This is a genomic window from Streptomyces sp. NPDC060232, from assembly GCF_042726555.1.
Taxonomy (GTDB): Bacteria; Actinomycetota; Actinomycetes; order Streptomycetales; family Streptomycetaceae; genus Streptomyces.
Genome location: NZ_JBHXAG010000001.1, coordinates 227047 through 245465 on the forward strand (window position 1 = coordinate 227047; position 18419 = coordinate 245465).

General features: G+C 74.7%; 14 protein-coding genes and 1 pseudogene. 8 read left to right on the forward strand and 7 right to left on the reverse strand.

All coding sequences use genetic code 11. The features are described from left to right. The first annotated feature begins 43 nt into the window (after window positions 1-43). Window positions 44-1207 (forward strand): PLP-dependent cysteine synthase family protein, encoded by a 1164-nt coding sequence (locus ACFWFZ_RS00965; protein WP_387114627.1) that lies wholly within the window; start codon window positions 44-46, stop codon window positions 1205-1207. Between the two features lie 207 nt (window positions 1208-1414). On the opposite strand, the gene ACFWFZ_RS00970 is transcribed toward ACFWFZ_RS00965, so the two are convergent. Next, window positions 1415-1903 (reverse strand): SRPBCC family protein, encoded by a 489-nt coding sequence (locus tag ACFWFZ_RS00970; RefSeq protein ID WP_387114630.1) that lies wholly within the window; start codon window positions 1901-1903, stop codon window positions 1415-1417. Between the two features lie 232 nt (window positions 1904-2135). On the opposite strand from ACFWFZ_RS00970, the gene ACFWFZ_RS00975 reads away from it, so the two are divergent. After that, the gene (locus ACFWFZ_RS00975; RefSeq protein WP_387114633.1) at window positions 2136-4511 is read left to right on the forward strand and encodes a hypothetical protein; all 2376 of its coding nucleotides are present in this window, start codon (window positions 2136-2138) and stop codon (window positions 4509-4511) included. Here ACFWFZ_RS00975 and ACFWFZ_RS00980 read toward each other — a convergent pair. The 5 genes from ACFWFZ_RS00980 to ACFWFZ_RS01000 form a co-directional block, all read right to left on the reverse strand. Then, window positions 4462-6945, reverse strand: a complete 2484-nt coding sequence (locus tag ACFWFZ_RS00980; protein WP_387114636.1) for a right-handed parallel beta-helix repeat-containing protein — start codon at window positions 6943-6945, stop codon at window positions 4462-4464. The two genes, ACFWFZ_RS00975 and ACFWFZ_RS00980, sit on opposite strands and share 50 nt — an antisense overlap. A gap of 146 nt (window positions 6946-7091) precedes the next feature. Then, window positions 7092-7703 (reverse strand): hypothetical protein, encoded by a 612-nt coding sequence (locus ACFWFZ_RS00985; protein ID WP_387114639.1) that lies wholly within the window; start codon window positions 7701-7703, stop codon window positions 7092-7094. Between the two features lie 149 nt (window positions 7704-7852). Further along, complete coding sequence (locus tag ACFWFZ_RS00990; RefSeq protein WP_387114642.1) at window positions 7853-8677, reverse strand: MOSC domain-containing protein; 825 nt, start codon at window positions 8675-8677, stop codon at window positions 7853-7855. A 52-nt stretch (window positions 8678-8729) separates the two neighbouring features. Further along, on the reverse strand, window positions 8730-9236 hold the full coding sequence (locus ACFWFZ_RS00995; RefSeq protein WP_387114645.1) for a DUF6643 family protein: 507 nt from the start codon (window positions 9234-9236) through the stop codon (window positions 8730-8732). A gap of 247 nt (window positions 9237-9483) precedes the next feature. Further along, window positions 9484-10674, reverse strand: coding sequence for a glycosyltransferase (locus tag ACFWFZ_RS01000; protein ID WP_387114648.1), 1191 nt, complete (start codon window positions 10672-10674; stop codon window positions 9484-9486). A gap of 465 nt (window positions 10675-11139) precedes the next feature. Between ACFWFZ_RS01000 and ACFWFZ_RS01005 the strand changes: the two genes are divergently transcribed. Continuing rightward, window positions 11140-11931 carry a glutamate racemase gene (locus tag ACFWFZ_RS01005; protein WP_387114651.1) on the forward strand — a complete coding sequence of 264 codons (792 nt, stop codon included), beginning with the start codon at window positions 11140-11142 and terminating at the stop codon, window positions 11929-11931. Window positions 11932-12062: 131 nt separating this feature from the next. Next, window positions 12063-13691 carry an ATP-binding cassette domain-containing protein gene (locus ACFWFZ_RS01010; protein ID WP_387114654.1) on the forward strand — a complete coding sequence of 543 codons (1629 nt, stop codon included), beginning with the start codon at window positions 12063-12065 and terminating at the stop codon, window positions 13689-13691. Here ACFWFZ_RS01010 and ACFWFZ_RS01015 read toward each other — a convergent pair. After that, window positions 13661-14128: pseudogene (locus ACFWFZ_RS01015) on the reverse strand (ADP-ribosylglycohydrolase family protein); the annotation flags it as partial. The gene ACFWFZ_RS01010 and the pseudogene ACFWFZ_RS01015 overlap by 31 nt on opposite strands. A gap of 84 nt (window positions 14129-14212) precedes the next feature. Here ACFWFZ_RS01015 and ACFWFZ_RS01020 point away from each other — a divergent pair. The 4 genes from ACFWFZ_RS01020 (at window position 14213) to ACFWFZ_RS01035 (ending at window position 18412) form a co-directional block, all read left to right on the forward strand. After that, window positions 14213-14728 (forward strand): hypothetical protein, encoded by a 516-nt coding sequence (locus tag ACFWFZ_RS01020; protein WP_387114657.1) that lies wholly within the window; start codon window positions 14213-14215, stop codon window positions 14726-14728. Window positions 14729-14859: 131 nt separating this feature from the next. After that, window positions 14860-16497, forward strand: coding sequence for an apolipoprotein N-acyltransferase (gene lnt, locus ACFWFZ_RS01025; protein WP_387114659.1), 1638 nt, complete (start codon window positions 14860-14862; stop codon window positions 16495-16497). A 33-nt stretch (window positions 16498-16530) separates the two neighbouring features. Next, window positions 16531-17034: an NUDIX domain-containing protein gene (locus ACFWFZ_RS01030; protein WP_387114662.1), complete on the forward strand. Its 504-nt coding sequence runs from the start codon at window positions 16531-16533 to the stop codon at window positions 17032-17034. Between the two features lie 169 nt (window positions 17035-17203). Beyond that, complete coding sequence (locus tag ACFWFZ_RS01035; protein ID WP_387114665.1) at window positions 17204-18412, forward strand: acyltransferase family protein; 1209 nt, start codon at window positions 17204-17206, stop codon at window positions 18410-18412. The last annotated feature ends 7 nt before the right edge of the window (window positions 18413-18419 follow it).

Here is an 18419-nt window from a genome sequence, read left to right on the forward strand (position 1 = left end):
TGCGAAAGGAGGGGCGAAGTAGACCCATGAAGGAGCGCGGCGCATGAGCACCACCGGCACACCCGGCACCAACGGCACCGGAACCACCACCGGGACGACCGCCACGACCGTCGACGTCGACCGCAGCGACCCGGACTACCGCGCCTGGCTGAAAGAGGCCGTGCGCAAGGTCCAGGCCGACGCCAACCGCTCCGCGGACACCCACCTGCTGAAGTTCCCGCTCCCCGAGGCATGGGGTATCGACCTCTACCTCAAGGACGAGTCCACGCACCCGACGGGCTCCCTCAAGCACCGCCTCGCCCGCTCGCTGTTCCTCTACGCCCTCTGCAACGGCTGGGTCCGGCCCGGCCGCCCCGTCATCGAGGCCTCCTCCGGCTCGACCGCCGTCTCCGAGGCGTACTTCGCCAAGCTGATCGGTGTCCCGTTCATCGCCGTCATGCCGCGCACGACCAGCCCGGAGAAGTGCCGCCTCATCGAATTCCACGGCGGCGAATGCCACTTCGTGGACGACCCGATGAAGATGTACGAGGAGTCGGCGGACCTCGCCGCCCGCACCGGCGGGCACTACATGGACCAGTTCACGTACGCGGAGCGGGCTACGGACTGGCGCGGCAACAACAACATCGCCGAATCGATGTACCAGCAGCTGCGCCTGGAGCGGTTCCCCGAGCCCGCCTGGATCGTGGCGACCGCCGGCACCGGTGGCACCTCGGCGACCATCGCGCGGTACGTGCACTACATGCAGCACGACACCCGCGTCTGCGTCCCGGACCCGGAGAACTCCTGCTTCTTCGAGGGCTGGACCCACAACGACCCGGACGCGAGCAGCGATTGCGGCTCGCGCATCGAGGGCATCGGCCGCCCGCGCATGGAGCCGAGCTTCGTGCCCGGTGCCATCGACCGGATGATGAAGGTCCCGGACGCGGCGAGCGTCGCCGCCTGCCGCGCCCTGGAGACGGCCATAGGGCGCAAGGCGGGCGGCTCGACCGGCACCGGCCTGTGGAGCGCCCTGAAGATCGTCTCGGAGATGGTGGGTGAGGGCCGCACCGGTAGCGTCGTCACCCTGCTGTGCGACCCGGGCGACCGCTACCTGGACAAGTACTACTCCGACGAGTGGCTGGCGGCGCAGGGCCTCGACATCGCCCCGTATGCCAAGACCCTCGACACTCTGCTGACGACCGGCGTCTGGCGCGAACCGACCGTCTGAGCCGGCCGGACGCCCTTCAGGCGCCGCCCCACTCCCCACCCGCATGCCGCGCACCACCGGTTCCAGTGCGCGGCCCCGGCCGCGTCAGGACGCAGTGGACCGGGGAGGCCGGCCGGGAGTGCGGTGGCGTCGACGACGCCCGCCCGGGTCAACCGGCCCGTCCGGCGCACCCCGACGGGTTCCGGGCCGTCCGCGCCCGACCGCAGCTCAGCGGTCGGGGCCGCTGACGCCCGCGAGGCGGGCGTCCAGGGTGCGGACCGCCGTGCGGAAGGAGTGCCCCAGGCCCGGCCGGGCGAGGGTCAGGGCCAGGCGGAACACGGCCGGGCCGTCCGCCGCGAACGTCCAGCCGACGCGCGTGCCCGAGCCGGCCGGAGTCAGCCTCCACTCCTCCAACAGGGCCCGCACTCCTGGCGCGTTGGTCGTGTCGACCCGGTACGCGTAACGCCGTTCGGGATCCGACGCCATGATCGTCTCCTGCATGCGCACCCCGCCCAGCAGCTTGACCTCGCGCCCCGCCCCGCCGTATGTCGGGCGGGCCAGCGTCACCGCCCTGAACCAGCGCGGCCAGCCCTCCACTTCATCGGCGAGCGCCCGGTAGACGGCCTCGGGCGGCGCCGACGCCTCCGCGGCGAACACCAGCCGGACAGGTGCGTCGTCGATGAAGTCCAGCCCCACAGGGCGGAGTCGGCGAGCCATGGCGGTACCTCCAGAGGCGATGTTCCGGCGGACGTGCGCGCGCCACCCTAGCCGTGCGCCGTCGAGAAGTCCGCTGCGATCTCCCCACGATCTCCCCGCCGCAACTCCCGCGCCGCACCCTCCGAGTCCGTCCCGGACACCACCCGCGGATTCCCCCGGACGGGGCCTGGGCAGCGCCCCCGTCGCGCGGGATGCTGGATCCGCGCCGATCCCCCCGCGAGCGGAGGCCTCCGTGCCCGACCGCCCCCACACCGACCCGCCCCTCGCCCTCGAACTCCTGGTGCACGGAGTCGCCGGAGCCTCCCCCGCCGAGCTGCTCGGCGACCCGCGCACCGTGCGCGTCACCGGCGACTCCACCGCGGCCGTGTTCCGCCGCACCGACGACGCCGACGCCGAAGCCCACCCCGAGCGGTACGCCGGCCTGCCCGTCCCCGAGGCCTACTGCTGGTCCCGGCTCACCTCCGGCAACGGCGCCCGCGCACTGTGGCTGCTGCTCCTGCCCTTCATGGTGGCCAACCTCGCCCACTGGGCCCGGCCGGCCGCCCCCACCGGGCCCGGCGCCGACCCCGCGCCCCGCGCGGTGCGCACGTACGGGGTCCTCGTACGGATCCTCGCGCTCAGCCTGACCGTCCTGCTGATCGCCGCCGCCTGCGAGGTCGCGCTCGACCTCGCCGCCTGGCAGTGCGCGGGCTCCGCGACCTGTACCGCGGCGGGCTCCCGGCTCGGCTTCCTCGCCCCCGACGGCGGCGGCTGGTGGTCCCAGCCCGGACGCCGCCTCGCCCTCGGCGCGCTGGTCCCCACCGCACTGACCGGACTGCTCTGGTACCTGTCGAACCGCACCTGGAGCGCCTACGAATCCCAGCCGCCGCCCGCCGGCGCCGCCGACCCGGACACCGCCTCCGACACGGCGCCCGCGCTCGGCCGCCCCGGATTCTGGTACGGGCGCCGCATCGTGGCCCGGCTGCGGGCCGCGCACACGGCGGCCGGGCTGCTGACCGTCGCGGTGGCCGTCTCCGCGCCCACCGCCGAGCACGACCGCGGGACCGCGGCCGCCGCCCCAGCCCTCGAAGCCCTCGGCTGGATCACCCAGGCCCTCCTCGCCGCAGGGGCCGTCATCGTCGCCTGGGTCGTCTGCCGGCGCGGCCGCAGCGAGGACCGCCCCGACCACCGCCTCGACCGGGCTGTGGTCAGCCTGCTGCCCGGAGCCGCCCTCGCCCTGCTCGCCGCCGTCCTCCTGCACGCCTGCTGGTCTCGCCCGGACTGGACCTCCACCGGACGGCTCCCCGGGGACTTCGCCTTCGGGGTGCTCATGCTCGGGCAGGGCCTCTGCGTGCTGGCCCTCGCCGCCGTCGCCCGATACCTGTACCGCAGGGCCCCCGATCCCGCGGCCGCCCTGCGCGGCCTCGGCGGCCCCGCCGTCGCCATGCTCGGATGCGCCCTCGGCGGGGTCATGTCCGGCGGGGTCGCCCAGCGCGTCGCCAACTGGCTCGACGGGGCAGCCACCCGCGGCACGGCCGGCGCACCTCTGCCCGGGCCGCCCGTCCTGCTGTCCTGGCAGGCCGCCGTACTGCCCCCGCTGCTCCTCGTACTGGCGCTGCTCGCCGCCTGGTTCGCGGTGCGTGCGGCCCGGGCCCGGCGCGGCCTCGCCGCGGCCGTCGCGGCCGAATACCCGGGGGAGACCCCGGACACCGCGCGCAGCCGCCGTATCGCCGGGGCACGGACGGCCGCCGCGCTCACCGACTCCGCGCCCTGGTTCGTCGCGGCCGTCTCCGGGATCACCCTGGTGCTCGGCGCGGGCGCCCTGGCCGGAGCCTGGCTCAGCGGACGGGTCCCGGGTGAGGCCGCACGCGGGGGCCCGCCGCCGCTGGAGGCCGCCGCCCGGGCCGCCCAGGACGCCGGATCCTGGCTGATCGGGCTCGGCATCGCCCTCTTCGTCGCCTGGGGCCGCCGCGCCTACCGGGACCCGGCCGCCCGGCGGACCATAGGGATCCTGTGGGACGTCGGCACCTTCTGGCCGCGCGCCGCCCACCCCTTCGCCCCGCCCTGCTACGCCGAGCGCGCCGTCCCCGACCTGACCTGGCGGATGGCCGGCTGGACCGGCCGCACCGGCGGCCGGCTGGTGATCTCCGGCCACTCGCAGGGCAGCGTGCTCGCAGCGGCCGCAGTCTGGCAACTCCCGCCGCCCGCCCGCCGCCGTGTCGCGCTGCTCACCTACGGATCCCCGCTCGCCCGCCTCTACGGCCGCTGGTTTCCCGCCTACTTCGGCCCCGGTCCGCTCAACGCCCTGCACTGCGAAGTCGACTGCTGGCGCAACCTCTGGCGGGCCACCGACCCCATCGGCGGCCCCGCGCTCCCCGGCCCCGCCTCACCGGAAGTGGACCGCGGCCCGCTCGCCGACCCCCTCGCCTACGGGCGCAGCGTCCGCCACCCGCTGCCCGCGCCGATCCTCGGCCACAGCGACTACCAGGCGGACCCCGCCTTCGCCGCCGAACGCGCCGCCCTGCTCGCCCGGCTGGAGACGGCGGCTCGGGCCGAGGTACCCGCTCAGCGCCCCGGTGTCAGCAAGGGGCCGGCAGCGTCGGCAGATCCGCAGGGAACAGCAGGGTGAGCTCGTCCGTGCTCGGCTCCGACAGCTGGGCCACCCGTCCTGCGTGCCGCTCCACCATCGACTCGAAGGTCTGGCGCGCGGTGCGGCCGTTGCCGAAGGCCGGCCCCTTGGGCAGCTCCGTGAAATACGTCAGCAGGGCCTCGGCGGTGCCCTCCCCGAGGCGGTACTCGTGCTCCTCCGCCTGCTGTTCCACGATCCGCAGCAGTTCCCCCGGGCCGTAGTCGCCGAAGGCGATGGTCCGGGAGAACCGCGAGGCCACACCCGGGTTGACGGTGAGGAAGCGGTCCATCTCCGCCGTGTATCCGGCGACGATCACCACCACCGCGTCCCGGTGGTCCTCCATGAGCTTCACCAGTGTGTCGATCGCCTCGCGCCCGAAGTCCCGGCCCGAGTCCTCCGGGGCCAGCGCGTATGCCTCGTCGATGAACAGCACCCCGCCTCGCGCCCGCTCGAAGGCCTCCTGCGTGCGGATCGCCGTGGAGCCGATGTGCTCGCCCACCAGGTCCACGCGCGACACCTCGACCAGGTGCCCGCGCTCCAGTACCCCGAGGGAGGCGAGGATCTCGCCGTACAGCCGGGCGACCGTGGTCTTCCCGGTGCCGGGGGAGCCCGTGAAGACCAGGTGCCGGCGCACCGAGGCGGCCTTGAGGCCCGCCCGCTGCCGCCGCCGGCCGACCTCGATCATGTCGGTGAGGGCCCGCACCTCGCGTTTGACGCTGTCCAGGCCCACCAGCGCGTCGAGCTGCCCCAGCACCGCGCCGGACGCCCGCGCGCCCGCCGCCGCAGCCCCGGCCGGCTCGGGACCCGCGGGTCGCGGTACGGACGCCGCGGCCGCCTGGGACGGCTGCGCCCCGGAGCTGCGGGCCGCGGTGACCGTACGCACCCCGCCCTGCGCCCCGGCGCAGCCGCCGCCCGGGACCGGCGGGGCCGCAGACGCTGACGCAGACGCCGATGCCGACCGGGGGCCGGAGCCGTCGGAGGTGCACTCCTCGACGAGGGGCCCGTCCTCGGGGAACTCGTATCCGCCGCGTGCGCAGCGCTCCGTGTGGCAGCGCGTCAGCGTGGTCCGGCAGCCGTCGAGGACGTGGAAGCCGAAACCGGAACTGTCCGTCACCCGGCAGGCCTTGAAGGCGCCGCGCCCGCCCGCCGACACGTAGAAACCGGCCTCGGCGGGGGAGGTGACCGTACAGCGTTCCAGGGTCGGGTCGGCGCCCTTGGTGACGATCACACCGGTTTGCACGGCGTCGATGGTGCAGCCGGCGAGCGTGCCGCCGCTGCCGTGGTCGCGGAACCACGCCCCGGTGGCGGCTTCGCGGATGCGGCAGTCGTCGAGCTGCGCCGTGGCCCCGTCGCTGACCGAGACCGCGGTGTTGCGGACCTGGGACAGGTCGCTGTCGGTGACGTCGACGCTCGACCCGCGGTCCAGGACGAAGAGCGCGTCCGGCACGTCGTGGACCCGGCAGGCGTTCAGGGAGGCGGTGGCCCCGTCGCTGACCCACACCGCCGGATAGTCGCCCGTGCTGTCGTGGATCTCGCAGGACTCGGCGTCCACCCGGGTGCCCGGGTCCCACACGGACAGGCCGTTGCGCCCGAAGCGGCGCACCGAGGTGCGGCTGAGGGTGAGCACCGAACGCGACCGGAGATCGACGGCGTTCTCCGGGATGTCGTGGATGTCGCACCCGGCCAGGGTGAGGACGGCGTCCGTGTCGAGGGTGACCCCGTCGGCCGAGGTGCGGTGCACCGAGCAGTCGGTGAGGCGGGCGGCGGCGCGCGCGGCGATCTGTACCCCGGCGCCCCTGACCTCGTAGACCTCGCAGCCCAGGGCTTCCAGGCCCGAGCCCTCGCCGGTGACCGCGATGCCCGCGCCCGTGGAGTGGTGGATGCGGCACCGCTCCAGTCGCGGCCGGCCGCCGCCGCGGACCGAGAAGCCGGTCTGTCCCGAGGCGACGACCTCGCACTCCTCGAACACCCCGCCGCCGCCGTCCAGTACGGCGATCCCGACGCCGGCCGGATTCTCCACGCTGCAGCGGCGCACCAGGGGCCGGGCCCCGGGTCCGCGCACCTCGATGCCGGCCGCCGAGTGGGTGCTCACGCGCAGGTCGGTCAGCTCGGGAGAGCCGTCCTCCACCAGCAGCGCCGGCGCCGCCCGGTCCTGGCCCTCCAGGTACAGGTCCTGCACCACGGCCGAGGCGCGCAGGGTCAGCGCGACGCCGTCGAGGGGCGCGATCCGCACCGAACCCGCCCCGTCCTCCGGACCGCGCAGGGTGACGGCGTGGTGCAGCACCAGATTCTCCCGGTAGGTGCCCGGGGGGATGGACAGCACGTCCCCGTCGCCCGCGACGGCGAGCGCGGCGGTCAGCGTCGGATATTCACCGGAGCGGCGCCGCCACCGCGAAGCGCCGCCGTGCGTCACCTGGACCGTGCCCTGAACCATGGTGCTGTCGTGCCCCCACCCTCGTGCTCGCGCTGCCGATGCGGCCGGAGCCGCTGATGTCCGAGGCCGCTCGGGTGGCTGTCGCCACCGGAGCGACCGGTCCGGCCGCCCCACCGTAGCGCGCGCGGAGCCGATGGGCCGCCAGGTCAGCCACCGGCGCCCGCCCGGCCCCAGTCCGGTCCCGCGGCCGCCCACGCCCGGTCCAGACGTATGTACCGCCGATGCATGAGCCGGCGTACGACCAGGCGGCGGACCGTCACGGCCAGGACGGCCACCCCGGCCGCGGCCGCCAGGCCCGCCGTCCCCGCGTGGAAGGAGGCGGCGGACGGGTCCAGAGGCTGCCCCACCAGCCGGCCCCGGTCGTCGGTCCAGATGCGGAACCGGTCGCCGGGCAGCGGTGGTTCCTCCGCGGCCGGCACCGTGCCCTGGTGGCTGCTGCCGTCGGGCGCGGTCCACGAGGCCACGATCTGCGTTCGCCGAGGTGCCGTCCGCTGCGCCGACGGGTCGGCGGACACCTCCTCGTCCGGGGCCGGGGCGGGCCGGACCACCACGGCGGGGACGAGATGGCGCTCCTGCCGCTGTTCGTACGCGGCCTGCTGCAGCGTGCCGTCCACGCGCAGGCCAGCGACCCAGCCGACGGCCGGGGCCACCACCACGACGCACACCAGCGCCGCGAACGCCACCCACGCCTCGAAGAGATCGGTCGGCCTGCGCAGCGGATTGCGCCGCCAGCGCCACACACCCATAGCTGTCCGCACGGTCCGGCTCCCCCTACTAGCGCCAGTCTCCGTCTGTCTCCTGTTCCGACTGCTCCAACGGCGCGGTCACGCCGGTTGGTTCCAGCTCGGGGGCGGAGCCCCTCGAAGGTGTCATTCCTGTGCCGCGGTCGCCACCCGGACGCGGCCCGTCATGCGAGGACGCGGACCTCGTCGCCGACGTGCAGGATGCCCGGCCGCAGCGGCACCAGCAGCCGCCCGAAGGCCAGCGACTTGCCGATCCGCCGGTGCCTTGCGAGCGTCTTCAGCGGCTCCCTGCCCCGCTCCGCCGTCCGCTGGTCGGTCGTGGTGACGACGCACCGTCCGCACTCGCGGGCGCCGCGGAAGAGTGCGTCGCCGATCGCGATGCGCTGCCAGCCGTCCTCCGCCCAGGCCTGCGCCCCCGAGACGACGACGTTCGGACGGAAACGGTTCATGGGCAGCGGGCCCTCCTCGGGATGGTCCCCCGCCGCGATCAGAGAGTTCAGGGCGTCCAGCGAGGCGAGCGTGGTGATCAGCAGCGGATAGCCGTCGGCCAGGCTCACCGTCTCGCCCGGCAGTGCGTAGTCCGGGTCCACGGGACGGCGGACGGCCGGGTCGTCCAAATGCACCAGCCGGACCGGAACCCCGAGGAACGCGCTGAACCAGTCGGCCGCGGCCCTCGCCGCGACCACGGTCTCGACCTTCTTCCCGAACAGCGACACCGGCTCCAGCGGACCGGGCTCGGGCACCTCCACGACCAGCTCCGCCATGTCCGCAGCGGTCACCGCGATCCGGCCGCCGCCCACCGGGCGCGCCGACGCCAAGGCCAGCCGGGGGTGGCGGCGTTGGGTGAGGACCGTCCCCTCGGGGTCGATCAGGGCCCACCGCCGGTCCCCGGACAGCCCCCAGGGCTCCACGGCCACCTCGTCGGGAGCGGTCCCCGCCACCGACTTGACGGGGTGGACGTGGAGCGCCTGAACGTGCAACTTCGACATGGGGGCATACTGCCAGCCCGCTCCGCCGTCCCGGCGCGCGTGAGGGGCCGGGTCAGTAGCCGCGTCCCTGGTAGGGGCGGCCGTAGGGGTCCTCGTACGAGGCGCCCGCCACCGGAGCCGGCACCTGCATGGGTCGCGGCGCGGCCGGACGCATCGCCTCGTAACCGGTGGCCATGGCCGCCGGGCGGGGCTGCTGCGGCTGGGGCTGCGGCATGTACCCGGCGCGGGCGGCCACCGGCTGTTGCTGGGGAATGTAGGGCGCGGGCGCGTTCTGCAGCGGCATCGGCTGCGGAGCGGCCTGCTGCTGGTACGGGTAGCCGTACGCCGGCGCCTGCTGCTGAGGGGTGGCAGGAGGCAGTGCGGGCAGGGCCGACGGGAGGGCCGGCAGGTACCCACCGCTCGAATAACCCGCGCTCGGGGACTCGTAGGCGGCCGGGACGCGGATCGGGGCGATCTGCGGAGTGCCGCGTTCGGCGACGAGGGAGTCGTAGATGGGGGTGTCCGGGAAGGAGGGCGCGGAGTAGTAACCGCCGCCATAAGTGGAGCGGGGGGAGGTCATGAGACATAAGTTAAGCCCACGAATTCACCGGGTCCATAGCGAGGCGCCGTCAACACCGCTCTGACCTGCATATTCGCAGGTCAGAGCCACACCTTTCACTTGGCGTTCACGTGCACGATTTCACCACTTCCATCCCGCCTTGGCCCAACTCGTACCAACCGGTTGCGTGTTGCACCGACTTCTTGCTGACGCAACGTCACAACGCGGTGACCTCGGATGACGCGGGTGCGGACGGCGGTCCGCCGTTTCAGGCATCGCTCGGACGGGCATAGGTACGGCCCTTCCACGACGCCCCGCGCCCGCGGTAGTGCGCAGCCGCCGAGTCGAGGGTCATCAGGAGGTAGAGCAGCGCCGTGAACGGAAGCAGCGGGGCGAGTGCGGCGGGCTGGCGGTAGTAGCGGATCATCGGCAGGTAGGTGCCGGCCATCAGCAGCCAGGCGAGGCCCCCGGCCCACGCCATGGGCGCCCGTCCGGTGGCGAGGCCCGCCAGGAGGGCGGCCGGGGGCACCAGGTAGACGAGCGCCAGTCCGGCGACCGTCCCGGCCAGCAGCAGGGGCTGGTGGCGCAGTTGCGCGTAGGCGCTGCGCGAGACCATCCGCCACAGGTCCGCGAGGGCCGGGTAGGGGCGCACGCTGTCCACCCGCTCCGCGAGCCCCAGCCAGATCCGGCCACCGGAGTCCTGCACCGCGCGGGCCAGGGAGACGTCGTCGATGACGGCCTGGCGGATGCGGTCGGGCACGTCCGCCCGTACGGCGGCCTCGGTACGCAGCAGTACGCAGCCCCCCGCGGCCGCGGCGGTGCGGGCGCCGGGCCGGTTGATCCGGCGGAAGGGGTAGAGCTGGGCGAAGAAGTAGACGAAGGCCGGGACGACGAGGCGTTCCCACAGGCCGACGACGCGCAGCCGGGCCATCTGTGAGACGAGGTCGAGGTCGGCGGAGGTCGCGGCGGAGACCAGCTCGCGCAGACTGTCGGGTTCGTGTGCGATGTCGGCGTCGGTGAGCAGCAGGAAGTCGGGCTCGGTGGCGTGCGCGGTGCGGGCGAGCGAGATGCCGTGGCGCAGCGCCCACAGCTTGCCCGTCCAGCCGGGGGCGGGCGGGCCGGGGGAGACGACGGTGAGCGCAAGCCCCGGTTGTTCGGCGGCGATCCGGAGCGCGAGGCCGCCGGTGCCGTCCGTGCTGCCGTCGTCGACGAGGATGACCTCGGCCTCGCCGGGATAGTCCTGGGCGATGAGCGAGGGCAGGCTCAGCGGCAGCACCCCGGCCTCGTCCCGGGCGGGTACGACGATCGCGACCGACGGCCAGCGGGCGGGGGCGGTGCGTGGCGGGAGCCGGACGTCGGTGCGCCAGAACATGCCCTGGGCGAGGGTGAGCCAGAGCCATGCGGCGAGGGAGGCGTAGGACGCGGCGGTGGCGACGGCGGCGCCGGTGAGGAGGCCCATGGCGGCAGTGTGCCGGGCCGGAGGGGGCCTGTCGCGCATCCGGCCGGCCCCGGTGCGGCGCCCCTCCCGGGGTGGGGTGCGGGACCGGTCGGGGGGCCGGGGACGCGCGGGCCGGGGTGCGGGGCCTGTCTACGGGGCAAGGTATCGGGCCTGTCGATGAGGCGGCGGCTGTGGCGGCGTGGGATCCGGCCGACGGCGCGCGACGCGGGATGCGGGCCTGCCTGCGGGCCGGGGCGCGCGGGGGCGGGATGCGGGACCGGCCTGCGGGCCGTGGCGTGCGGGCCTCGACGGGGCGGTGGCTGTGGTGGTGTGGGATCGGTCGATGGTGCGCGACGCGGGTGCGGGCCTGGCAGTGGGCCGGGGGCGCGCGGGGCGGGATGCGGGGCCTGCCGGGGGGCCGGGGCGCGGGGCGGGATTCGGCCGGTGCCCGGTCGGGCCGGAGCCGGGGTCGACTAAAGTGGCCGGGTGAAGATCGCGCTCATGGACTCCGGAATCGGCCTCCTCGCGGCGGCCGCGGCGGTGCGGCGGCTGCGGCCGGACGCGGATCTCGTCCTGTCCTCCGACCCCGACGGAATGCCCTGGGGCCCGCGGACCCCCGAAGACCTCACCGGGCGGGCCCTCGCAGTGGCCCGGGCCGCCGCCGCGCACCGCCCCGACGCGCTCATCGTGGCCTGCAACACCGCCACCGTGCACGCCCTGGACGCCGTGCGGGCGGAACTGGAGCCGGACATCCCGGTCATCGGGACCGTACCCGCGATCAAGCCCGCCGCGGCGTCCGGCGGCCGGGTGGCCATCTGGGCCACCCCCGCCACCACCGGCAGCCCCTACCAGCGAGGGCTGATCCGCGACTTCGCCACCGGCGCCCGCGTCACGGAGGTGCCCTGCCCCGGGCTGGCCGACGCCGTGGAGGCGGCCGACGACGCGGCGGTGACCGCGGCCGTCGCCGCGGCGGCGGCGCTGACCCCGGCCGACGTCACCGGCGTGGTGCTCGGATGCACCCACTACGAGCTGACCGAGAGCCCCATCCGGTCCGCTCTCGCCGCGCGGACCGGGGGAGCGGAGCTGGATTACTACGGCTCCGCCGAGCCGGTCGCCACCCAGGCGCTGCGCCGTATCGGTGCCGTCGCCGAGCCCACCCTGCCCCGTACGGGCAGCCTGACCGTCCTGCACAGCGGCCGCGAAGCGGCGCTGCCCGCCGCCGCGTTCGCGTACGCCGAGGGGCGGCTCCTGGCGGGCCAGGGCGCGCCCGTCGGCTGACACCCGAAGTACCGCGAGAACCGCTGGCGAGACGAACCGTCTTGCGGAGTCCTCGGACGTGGTCTATCTTTATGGGGCATGACGAGACGGTACGTATCGTCTCTGATTCATCTCCATGTCCCCGTCCCCGAATGAAGGGCCCGCCCTTGCGTGCTCCACTCGCCTCCGCCCAGATCGTCCTGTCCGAGGTCACCAAGGCCTACGACACCCGCGTCGTCCTGGACCGGGTCACCTGCACGGTCCGGCCCGGCGAGCGGGTCGGTGTCGTCGGCGACAACGGCTCCGGCAAATCCACCCTCCTCCGGCTGCTCGCCGGAGGGGAACGCCCCGACCACGGCGAGGTCACCGTCACCGCCCCCGGCGGCACCGGACACCTCGCGCAGACCCTCGACCTCCCCCCGGGCGCCCGCGTCGGCGAGGCCGTCGACCTCGCCCTCGCCGACCTCCTCGCCCTCGAACGCCGCATCCGCTCCGCCGAATCCCTCCTGCACCGGGCCGGCCCCGACGAACTCACCGCCTACGGGGACCTCCTCGCCGCCTACGAGGCACGCGGCGGCCGCGACGCCCGACGACGGGTCGCGACCACCCTGCGCCGCCTCGGCGAACGCGCCGACATCGACGCCGACCGTCGGCTCGGCACCCTCTCCGGAGGGCAGCGTTCCCGCCTCGCCCTCGCGGCCGCCCTGGCCGCCGAGCCGGAACTGCTGCTGCTCGACGAGCCGACCAACGACCTCGACGACGAGGCCGTGGCCTGGCTGGAAGAGCACCTGCGCGCGCACCGCGGCACCCTCGTGGCCGTCACCCACGACCGGCTCTTCCTCGACCGGGTCACGACCGCCGTCCTGGAGGTCGACGCGGACCGCCGGACGGTACGCCGCTTCGGCAACGGCTATGCCGGGTTCCTGGCCGGCCGCGCCGCCGAACGGGCCCGCCGCGAAAGGGAGTACGAGGAGTGGCGCGAGGAGGTGCGCAGCGCCGAACGGCTCGCCGACACCAACATCGGGCGGTTCGCCGCGATCCCGCGCAAGCTGCCGCGCGGCTTCAGCGGCGCCGGCGCCTTCCGTGCCCGGTCGCGCACCCACGGCGCCGCGAGCCGCATCCGTACAGCCCGCGAACGGCTGCACCGGCTGAACGGGAATCCCGTCCCGCCGCCCCCGCGGCCGCTGACCTTCACCGGGCGGTTCACCGAAGGCACCGCCGGAGCCGTCGAACTGGCGGGCGCGGCGCTGCCCGGACGGCTCGAACCGCTCTCGCTCGAACTCGCCCCGGGTGAACGCCTCCTGGTCACCGGCCCCAACGGGGCCGGAAAGTCAACCCTGTTGCACCTCCTGGCCGGTGAACTGCACCCCGCGCAGGGCCTCGTACGCACACCCGAGCGGGTGGGGCTGCTCCGGCAGGACGATCCGTGGGCGGGCGAACCCCGCTCGGCCGTCGAGCTGTTCGGCCGCGAGCACGCCGACCGGTACGTCGCCGGGCTCGGCCTGCTGGCCCCCGCCGACCTGACCCGGCCGGTACGCACCCTCTCGGCCGGCCAGCGACGGAAGCTGGAGCTGTCCCGGCTGGTGGCGCGCCCCCTCGACCTGCTCCTGCTGGACGAACCGACGAACCACCTGGCCCCGGCCGTGGTGGAGGAACTGGAGGCGGCCCTGGCCCACTTCGGCGGGACCCTCGTGGTGGTCACGCACGACCGGCGGCTGCGTGCGGGCTTCCGCGGCCGCCGCCTGGAACTTCAGCGGGAGCCGGCCGCCACGAGCCGTTGAGCCAGCGCGCGCAGATCGTCGGCGTACAGGACCCGCTCGCCGAACCCGGGCAGCGGCACGTGCAGCGGCGCCGTCCAGTGCGCGGGAACCGCATCCTGCCCGTACCTGGCACCGGCCAGCGCACCCGTCACCGCGGCCACCGTGTCCGTGTCGCCGCCCAGGTCCACGGCGGCGCGTACGGCCTCCGCGAAACCAGAGGTGGTCCGCAGTGCCCACACCGCCGAGCCCAGGCAGGGCCACACCGCCCCGTTGAACTCGGTGGCCAGGCCCGGGTGCCAGTCGGGGGCGAGCACCCGGCCGTACCGTTCGCGGTGGTCGGGGTGCACCGCGTCGAGCGTGGCCGGCAGGGCCGCGAGCGGATCGGCGCCGTCCAGGGCGACGCGGACGAGTTCGTGCAGGATCGCGGTCCCCTCCCAGGCCGCCCGGTCGCCGTGGTCGGCGCCGGGGTCGGCGCGGCGCGCGGTGGGCCGACCGGGCGCGCGACAGTGGCGCCGGGGCGATGCGTGGGTACGCTGCTACGTATGACGGGTCACCCCCCTGGTCCGCTCTGGACGGGCCGGGCCTCCAACCCCATGCAGTGGCTGTTCGCGGCGGTCGGCGCGGCCTGCGTGGCGCTCGGTGTCGAGCTCGCCGTCGACAACGCCTGGACCTCCGGCTTCATCCCCCTCCTCATGGCCGTGACCGGCTGCCTCGCCGCCGGACTGCTCATCGTCTACGGCACGGTCGCCTTCGTGCACGTCTCCGTCACCATCGACGCGGAGTCCCTCCTGGTGCGCTGCGGGCACGTCGGGTTCCCGCGCCGCAGGATCGAGCTCACCGACGTCGCCTCGGTCGATTTCCTCCCCCGGATCACCCCGCAGCACTGGGGCGGCTGGGGCTACCGCTGGCGTCCCGAGAAGGGAACCGCCGTGATCGTCCGGCGCGGCGAGGGCTTCGAGCTCACACTGGACGACGGCAAGCTCTTCACGGTGACCGTCGACGACGCCGAGAACGCGGTCCGCGTCATCCGCGCCCACCTGCGCTCCCTCGCCCGCTGAGTCCCGCGCGCCGAGTCCCGCCCGCTGAGCCCCGCGCGCCCCCGCCCACGCGCCGTAGGCGCACCCGGGCCGCGCCGCACGGGCCGAGGCGCTTACGGGATCCGAGGGCGCGGGGACGTACACTCCGCCAGATGAGCAGCAGTGTGACGCGTGAGGCCGCCTGGAGCGACGAGCCCCCGCGGCCCGCCGACGGACCGGACGAGCCCAGGACGCCCTACGTGACGCCCCCCGACGGCCCGGCCGCCCCGCCGCGGCGGGGAGCCCTGCTGGTCCGCTGCGTACTGGCCGCGCTGTCCGGCGTGCTGCTCTACCTCAGCTTCCCGCCCCGCCCCCTGTGGTGGCTGGCCCCGCTCGCCCTCGCCCTGCTCGCCGGCTGCCTGCACGGGCGCCGTCCGCGGGCGGGCTTCGGGCTCGCCACGCTCGCCGGGCTCGGCTACCTGCTGCCGCTCCTGGTGTGGACCGGTGAGGAGGTCGGCCCGGTTCCCTGGCTGGCCCTGGCTTCCCTCGAAGCCCTCTTCATCGGCCTCACCGGCCTCGGTATCGCCCTCGTCAGCCGCCTCCCGGCCTGGCCGGTGTTCGCCGCCGCCGTCTGGGTCGCGGGCGAGGCCCTGCGCGCCCGGGCCCCCTTCGGCGGCTTCCCCTGGGGCAAGCTCGCCTTCGGACAGGCCGACGGCGTCTTCACCCCGCTCGCCGCCCTCGGCGGCACACCGCTGCTCTCCTTCGGCGTGGCCCTCTGCGGATTCGGCCTGTACGAGGCCCTGCGCATCGCCCGCCGCCACCCCGGCCGCACCACCGCCGCGCTGACCGCGCTCACCGTCGCCGCCCCGATCGGCGCCGGCCTCGCCGCCCGCCCGCTGGTCTCCGACGCCGCCGAGGACGGCACCGTCGTCGCCGCCGTCATCCAGGGCAACGTGCCCCGCCTCGGCCTCGACTTCAACTCCCAGCGCCGGGCCGTCCTCGACAACCACGCCAAGCGCACCATCCAGCTCGCCGAGGACGTCAAGGCCGGCAAGGCCCCCAAGCCCGACTTCGTGGTCTGGCCCGAGAACTCCTCCGACCTCGACCCGTACGCCGAACCCGACGCCCACGCCGTCATCGACGAGGCCGTCAAGGCCATCGGTGTGCCCGTCGCGATCGGCGCGGTCGTCGCCCCGGAGACGGGCCCGCTGCGCAACACGATGATCCTCTGGGACCCTGTCGAGGGCCCCACCGAGACCTACGACAAGCGCAAGATCCAACCCTTCGGCGAGCGCATCCCGATGCGCTCCTTCGTCCGGCTCTTCAGCTCCGACGTGGACCGGGTCCGCCGCGACTTCGGCCCCGGCAAGGACCCCGGTGTCTTCGACATGGCCGGCAGCGGCGTCGGCATGGTCACCTGCTTCGAGGCCGCCTTCGACGACGCCGTCCGCTCGACCGTCCAGGACGGCGCCCAGGTGATCGCCGTGCCGAGCAACAACGCCACCTTCGGCCGCACCCAGATGACCTACCAGCAGCTCGCCATGGACCGGGTCCGCGCGGTCGAGCACAGCCGCACCGTCCTCGTCCCCGTCACCAGCGGCGTCAGCGCCGTCATCCGTCCCGACGGCCGGATCGTCTCGCAGACGGAGATGTTCACCGCGGACGCGCTCGTCGCCGAGATCCCGCTGCGCTCCGGCCGTACCCCGGCCACCGTCCTCGGAGCGCTGCCCGAGTACGCCCTGCTGCTGCTCGCCGCGGGCGGGTTCGGCGTACTCGCCGCCCGCCGGATCCGCGCCCGCCGCGCCGCCTGAGGCGGGGCGGGCACGGCCTCGTAGGGTCGGGGGATGACCACACCTGATTTCATCCGGCGGATCCGTGAGTCCGCCGGGCGCCAGCTGCTCCTGCTGCCCGGGGTCACGGCCATCGTCCTCGACGACCGGGGCAGGGTGCTGCTCGGCCGGCGCTCCGACACCGGGCGGTGGTCCGTGGTCGGCGGCATCGCCGAGCCGGGCGAGCAGCCCGCCGAGACCGCCGTGCGCGAGGTGTACGAGGAGACGGCCGTGCACTGCGTGCCCGAGCGCGTGGTCCTCGTCCAGATGCTCGAGCCGATCACCTACCCCAACGGGGACGTCTGCCAGTTCCAGGACATCACCTTCCGCTGCCGGGCCACCGGCGGTGAGGCGCGGGCCAACGACCACGAATCCCTCGAAGTGGCCTGGTTCGACGTGGACGCCCTGCCGCCGCTGGAGGCCTTCGCCCTGGACCGGATCCACCGGGCCCTGCGTGACGAACCCACCTGGTTCGAGGTCCCCGCCGCGATCACGGGCACGGCACAGGCCGCGTCCTAGGGGCAGGGTGGGGCCCGGCAGATCCATAGGCCACGGGGCCTGGCCCTGCCCTGTGGCTTGCCCGTCATGGTGGGCGCCGCCCGGTCCTGTCGCGAGTGCGCTGTAAGGTTCCGCAGATCCGGCGGGTCCGACAGGGGCCGTCACCGTCACACATCCACGGGGTCGAGGAATGAGCGCAGGTGGAGAGGCCGGCATACCGAGGACGGGCGGGCACCCGAGGGCCGGCGCCCCGCGCGCCGCAGGCCCGGGCCCGCGCCTCGCGGCCCTCGACGGCATCCGGGTCCTGGCCGCGTTCTCCGTCCTCTTCTACCACTACGCGGCCCTCGACAGCGCCTGGGGCGAGCCGGCCGAGGACGTCTTCCCGGCCGCGCACGCCGTGGCCGTCTACGGCTGGCTCGGCGTCGAGATCTTCTTCCTGGTCAGCGGCTTCGTGATCTGCATGAGCGCCTGGGGCCGCACCGTGGGCGACTTCGCGGTCTCCCGGGTCTCCCGGCTCTTCCCCGCCTACTGGGCGGCCGTGGTCTTCACCTCACTCGTGCTGTTCAACTGGCCCGAGGTGCGCAAGATCGCTTCGTTCAGCGACGTCGTGGTGAACCTCTCGATGCTCCAGGCCGGGGTCGGGGTCCCGCACGTCGACGACGCGTACTGGACGCTCTTCGTGGAGCTCAAGTTCTACGTCCTGTTCGCGCTGGTCGTCATGCGCGGTGTGACCTACCGCAACTGCGTCCTCTTCTGCGGGGCCTGGACCCTCGCGGGTGTCGTGGCACCAACCGTCGACAGCGGCCTGCTGTCCTTCTTCGCGGTGTCGTCGGCGTCCCCGTACTTCATCGCCGGCATCGCCTTCCACCTGATGCGCCGCTTCCGGCCCAACGCCGTCCTGTGGGCGGTGGTCGGTGTGCAGTTCCTCCTCGCACACCACCACGTGCACGCCCGCATGATCTCCAGCCTGGGCCGCAGCGCCACCCAGCAGACGCCCGCCTGGCCGGCCCACGTCATCATCGTGCTCGGATTCGCCGTCATGGCGGCCATAGCCCTCGGCGCCCTCGACCGCGTCCAGTGGCGCTGGCTCCCGCACGCCGGAGCGGTCACCTACCCGCTCTACCTGATCCACATGATGGCCGGGCTGACCGCCATCCACCACTTCCGCGGCGACGTCGCGCCCGTCCCGCTGGCCATCGGGGTGACCGCCGCCATGGTGGCTCTCGCCTGGCTCGTCCACCGGCTCGTCGAACGCCCGCTGGGCCGCCTGCTGGGCGACAGCCTGCGACGCGGGGTGCAGGACATCCGCTCGGGCACGCCGTGTCGGGCGACGCTCGGCCGGCTCCCCGCCCAGCCCTCCGCACCCGGGGCGGAACGCATCCCGGCCGGCCGCTCCTGAGGCACCG

Bases quoted from the DNA above. Each gene is read 5' to 3' on its own strand.
- ACFWFZ_RS00995 (WP_387114645.1), bottom strand. From the start codon at position 9,236: ATGACCTCCCCCCGCTCCACTTATGGCGGCGGTTACTACTCCGCGCCC.
- lnt (WP_387114659.1), top strand. From the start codon at position 14,860: ATGAGCAGCAGTGTGACGCGTGAGGCCGCCTGGAGCGACGAGCCCCCG.
- ACFWFZ_RS00980 (WP_387114636.1), bottom strand. From the start codon at position 6,945: ATGGTTCAGGGCACGGTCCAGGTGACGCACGGCGGCGCTTCGCGGTGG.
- ACFWFZ_RS01030 (WP_387114662.1), top strand. From the start codon at position 16,531: ATGACCACACCTGATTTCATCCGGCGGATCCGTGAGTCCGCCGGGCGC.
- ACFWFZ_RS01010 (WP_387114654.1), top strand. From the start codon at position 12,063: ATGAAGGGCCCGCCCTTGCGTGCTCCACTCGCCTCCGCCCAGATCGTC.
- ACFWFZ_RS00990 (WP_387114642.1), bottom strand. From the start codon at position 8,677: ATGTCGAAGTTGCACGTTCAGGCGCTCCACGTCCACCCCGTCAAGTCG.
- ACFWFZ_RS01020 (WP_387114657.1), top strand. From the start codon at position 14,213: ATGACGGGTCACCCCCCTGGTCCGCTCTGGACGGGCCGGGCCTCCAAC.
- ACFWFZ_RS01000 (WP_387114648.1), bottom strand. From the start codon at position 10,674: ATGGGCCTCCTCACCGGCGCCGCCGTCGCCACCGCCGCGTCCTACGCC.
- ACFWFZ_RS00965 (WP_387114627.1), top strand. From the start codon at position 44: ATGAGCACCACCGGCACACCCGGCACCAACGGCACCGGAACCACCACC.
- ACFWFZ_RS00970 (WP_387114630.1), bottom strand. From the start codon at position 1,903: ATGGCTCGCCGACTCCGCCCTGTGGGGCTGGACTTCATCGACGACGCA.
- ACFWFZ_RS01035 (WP_387114665.1), top strand. From the start codon at position 17,204: ATGAGCGCAGGTGGAGAGGCCGGCATACCGAGGACGGGCGGGCACCCG.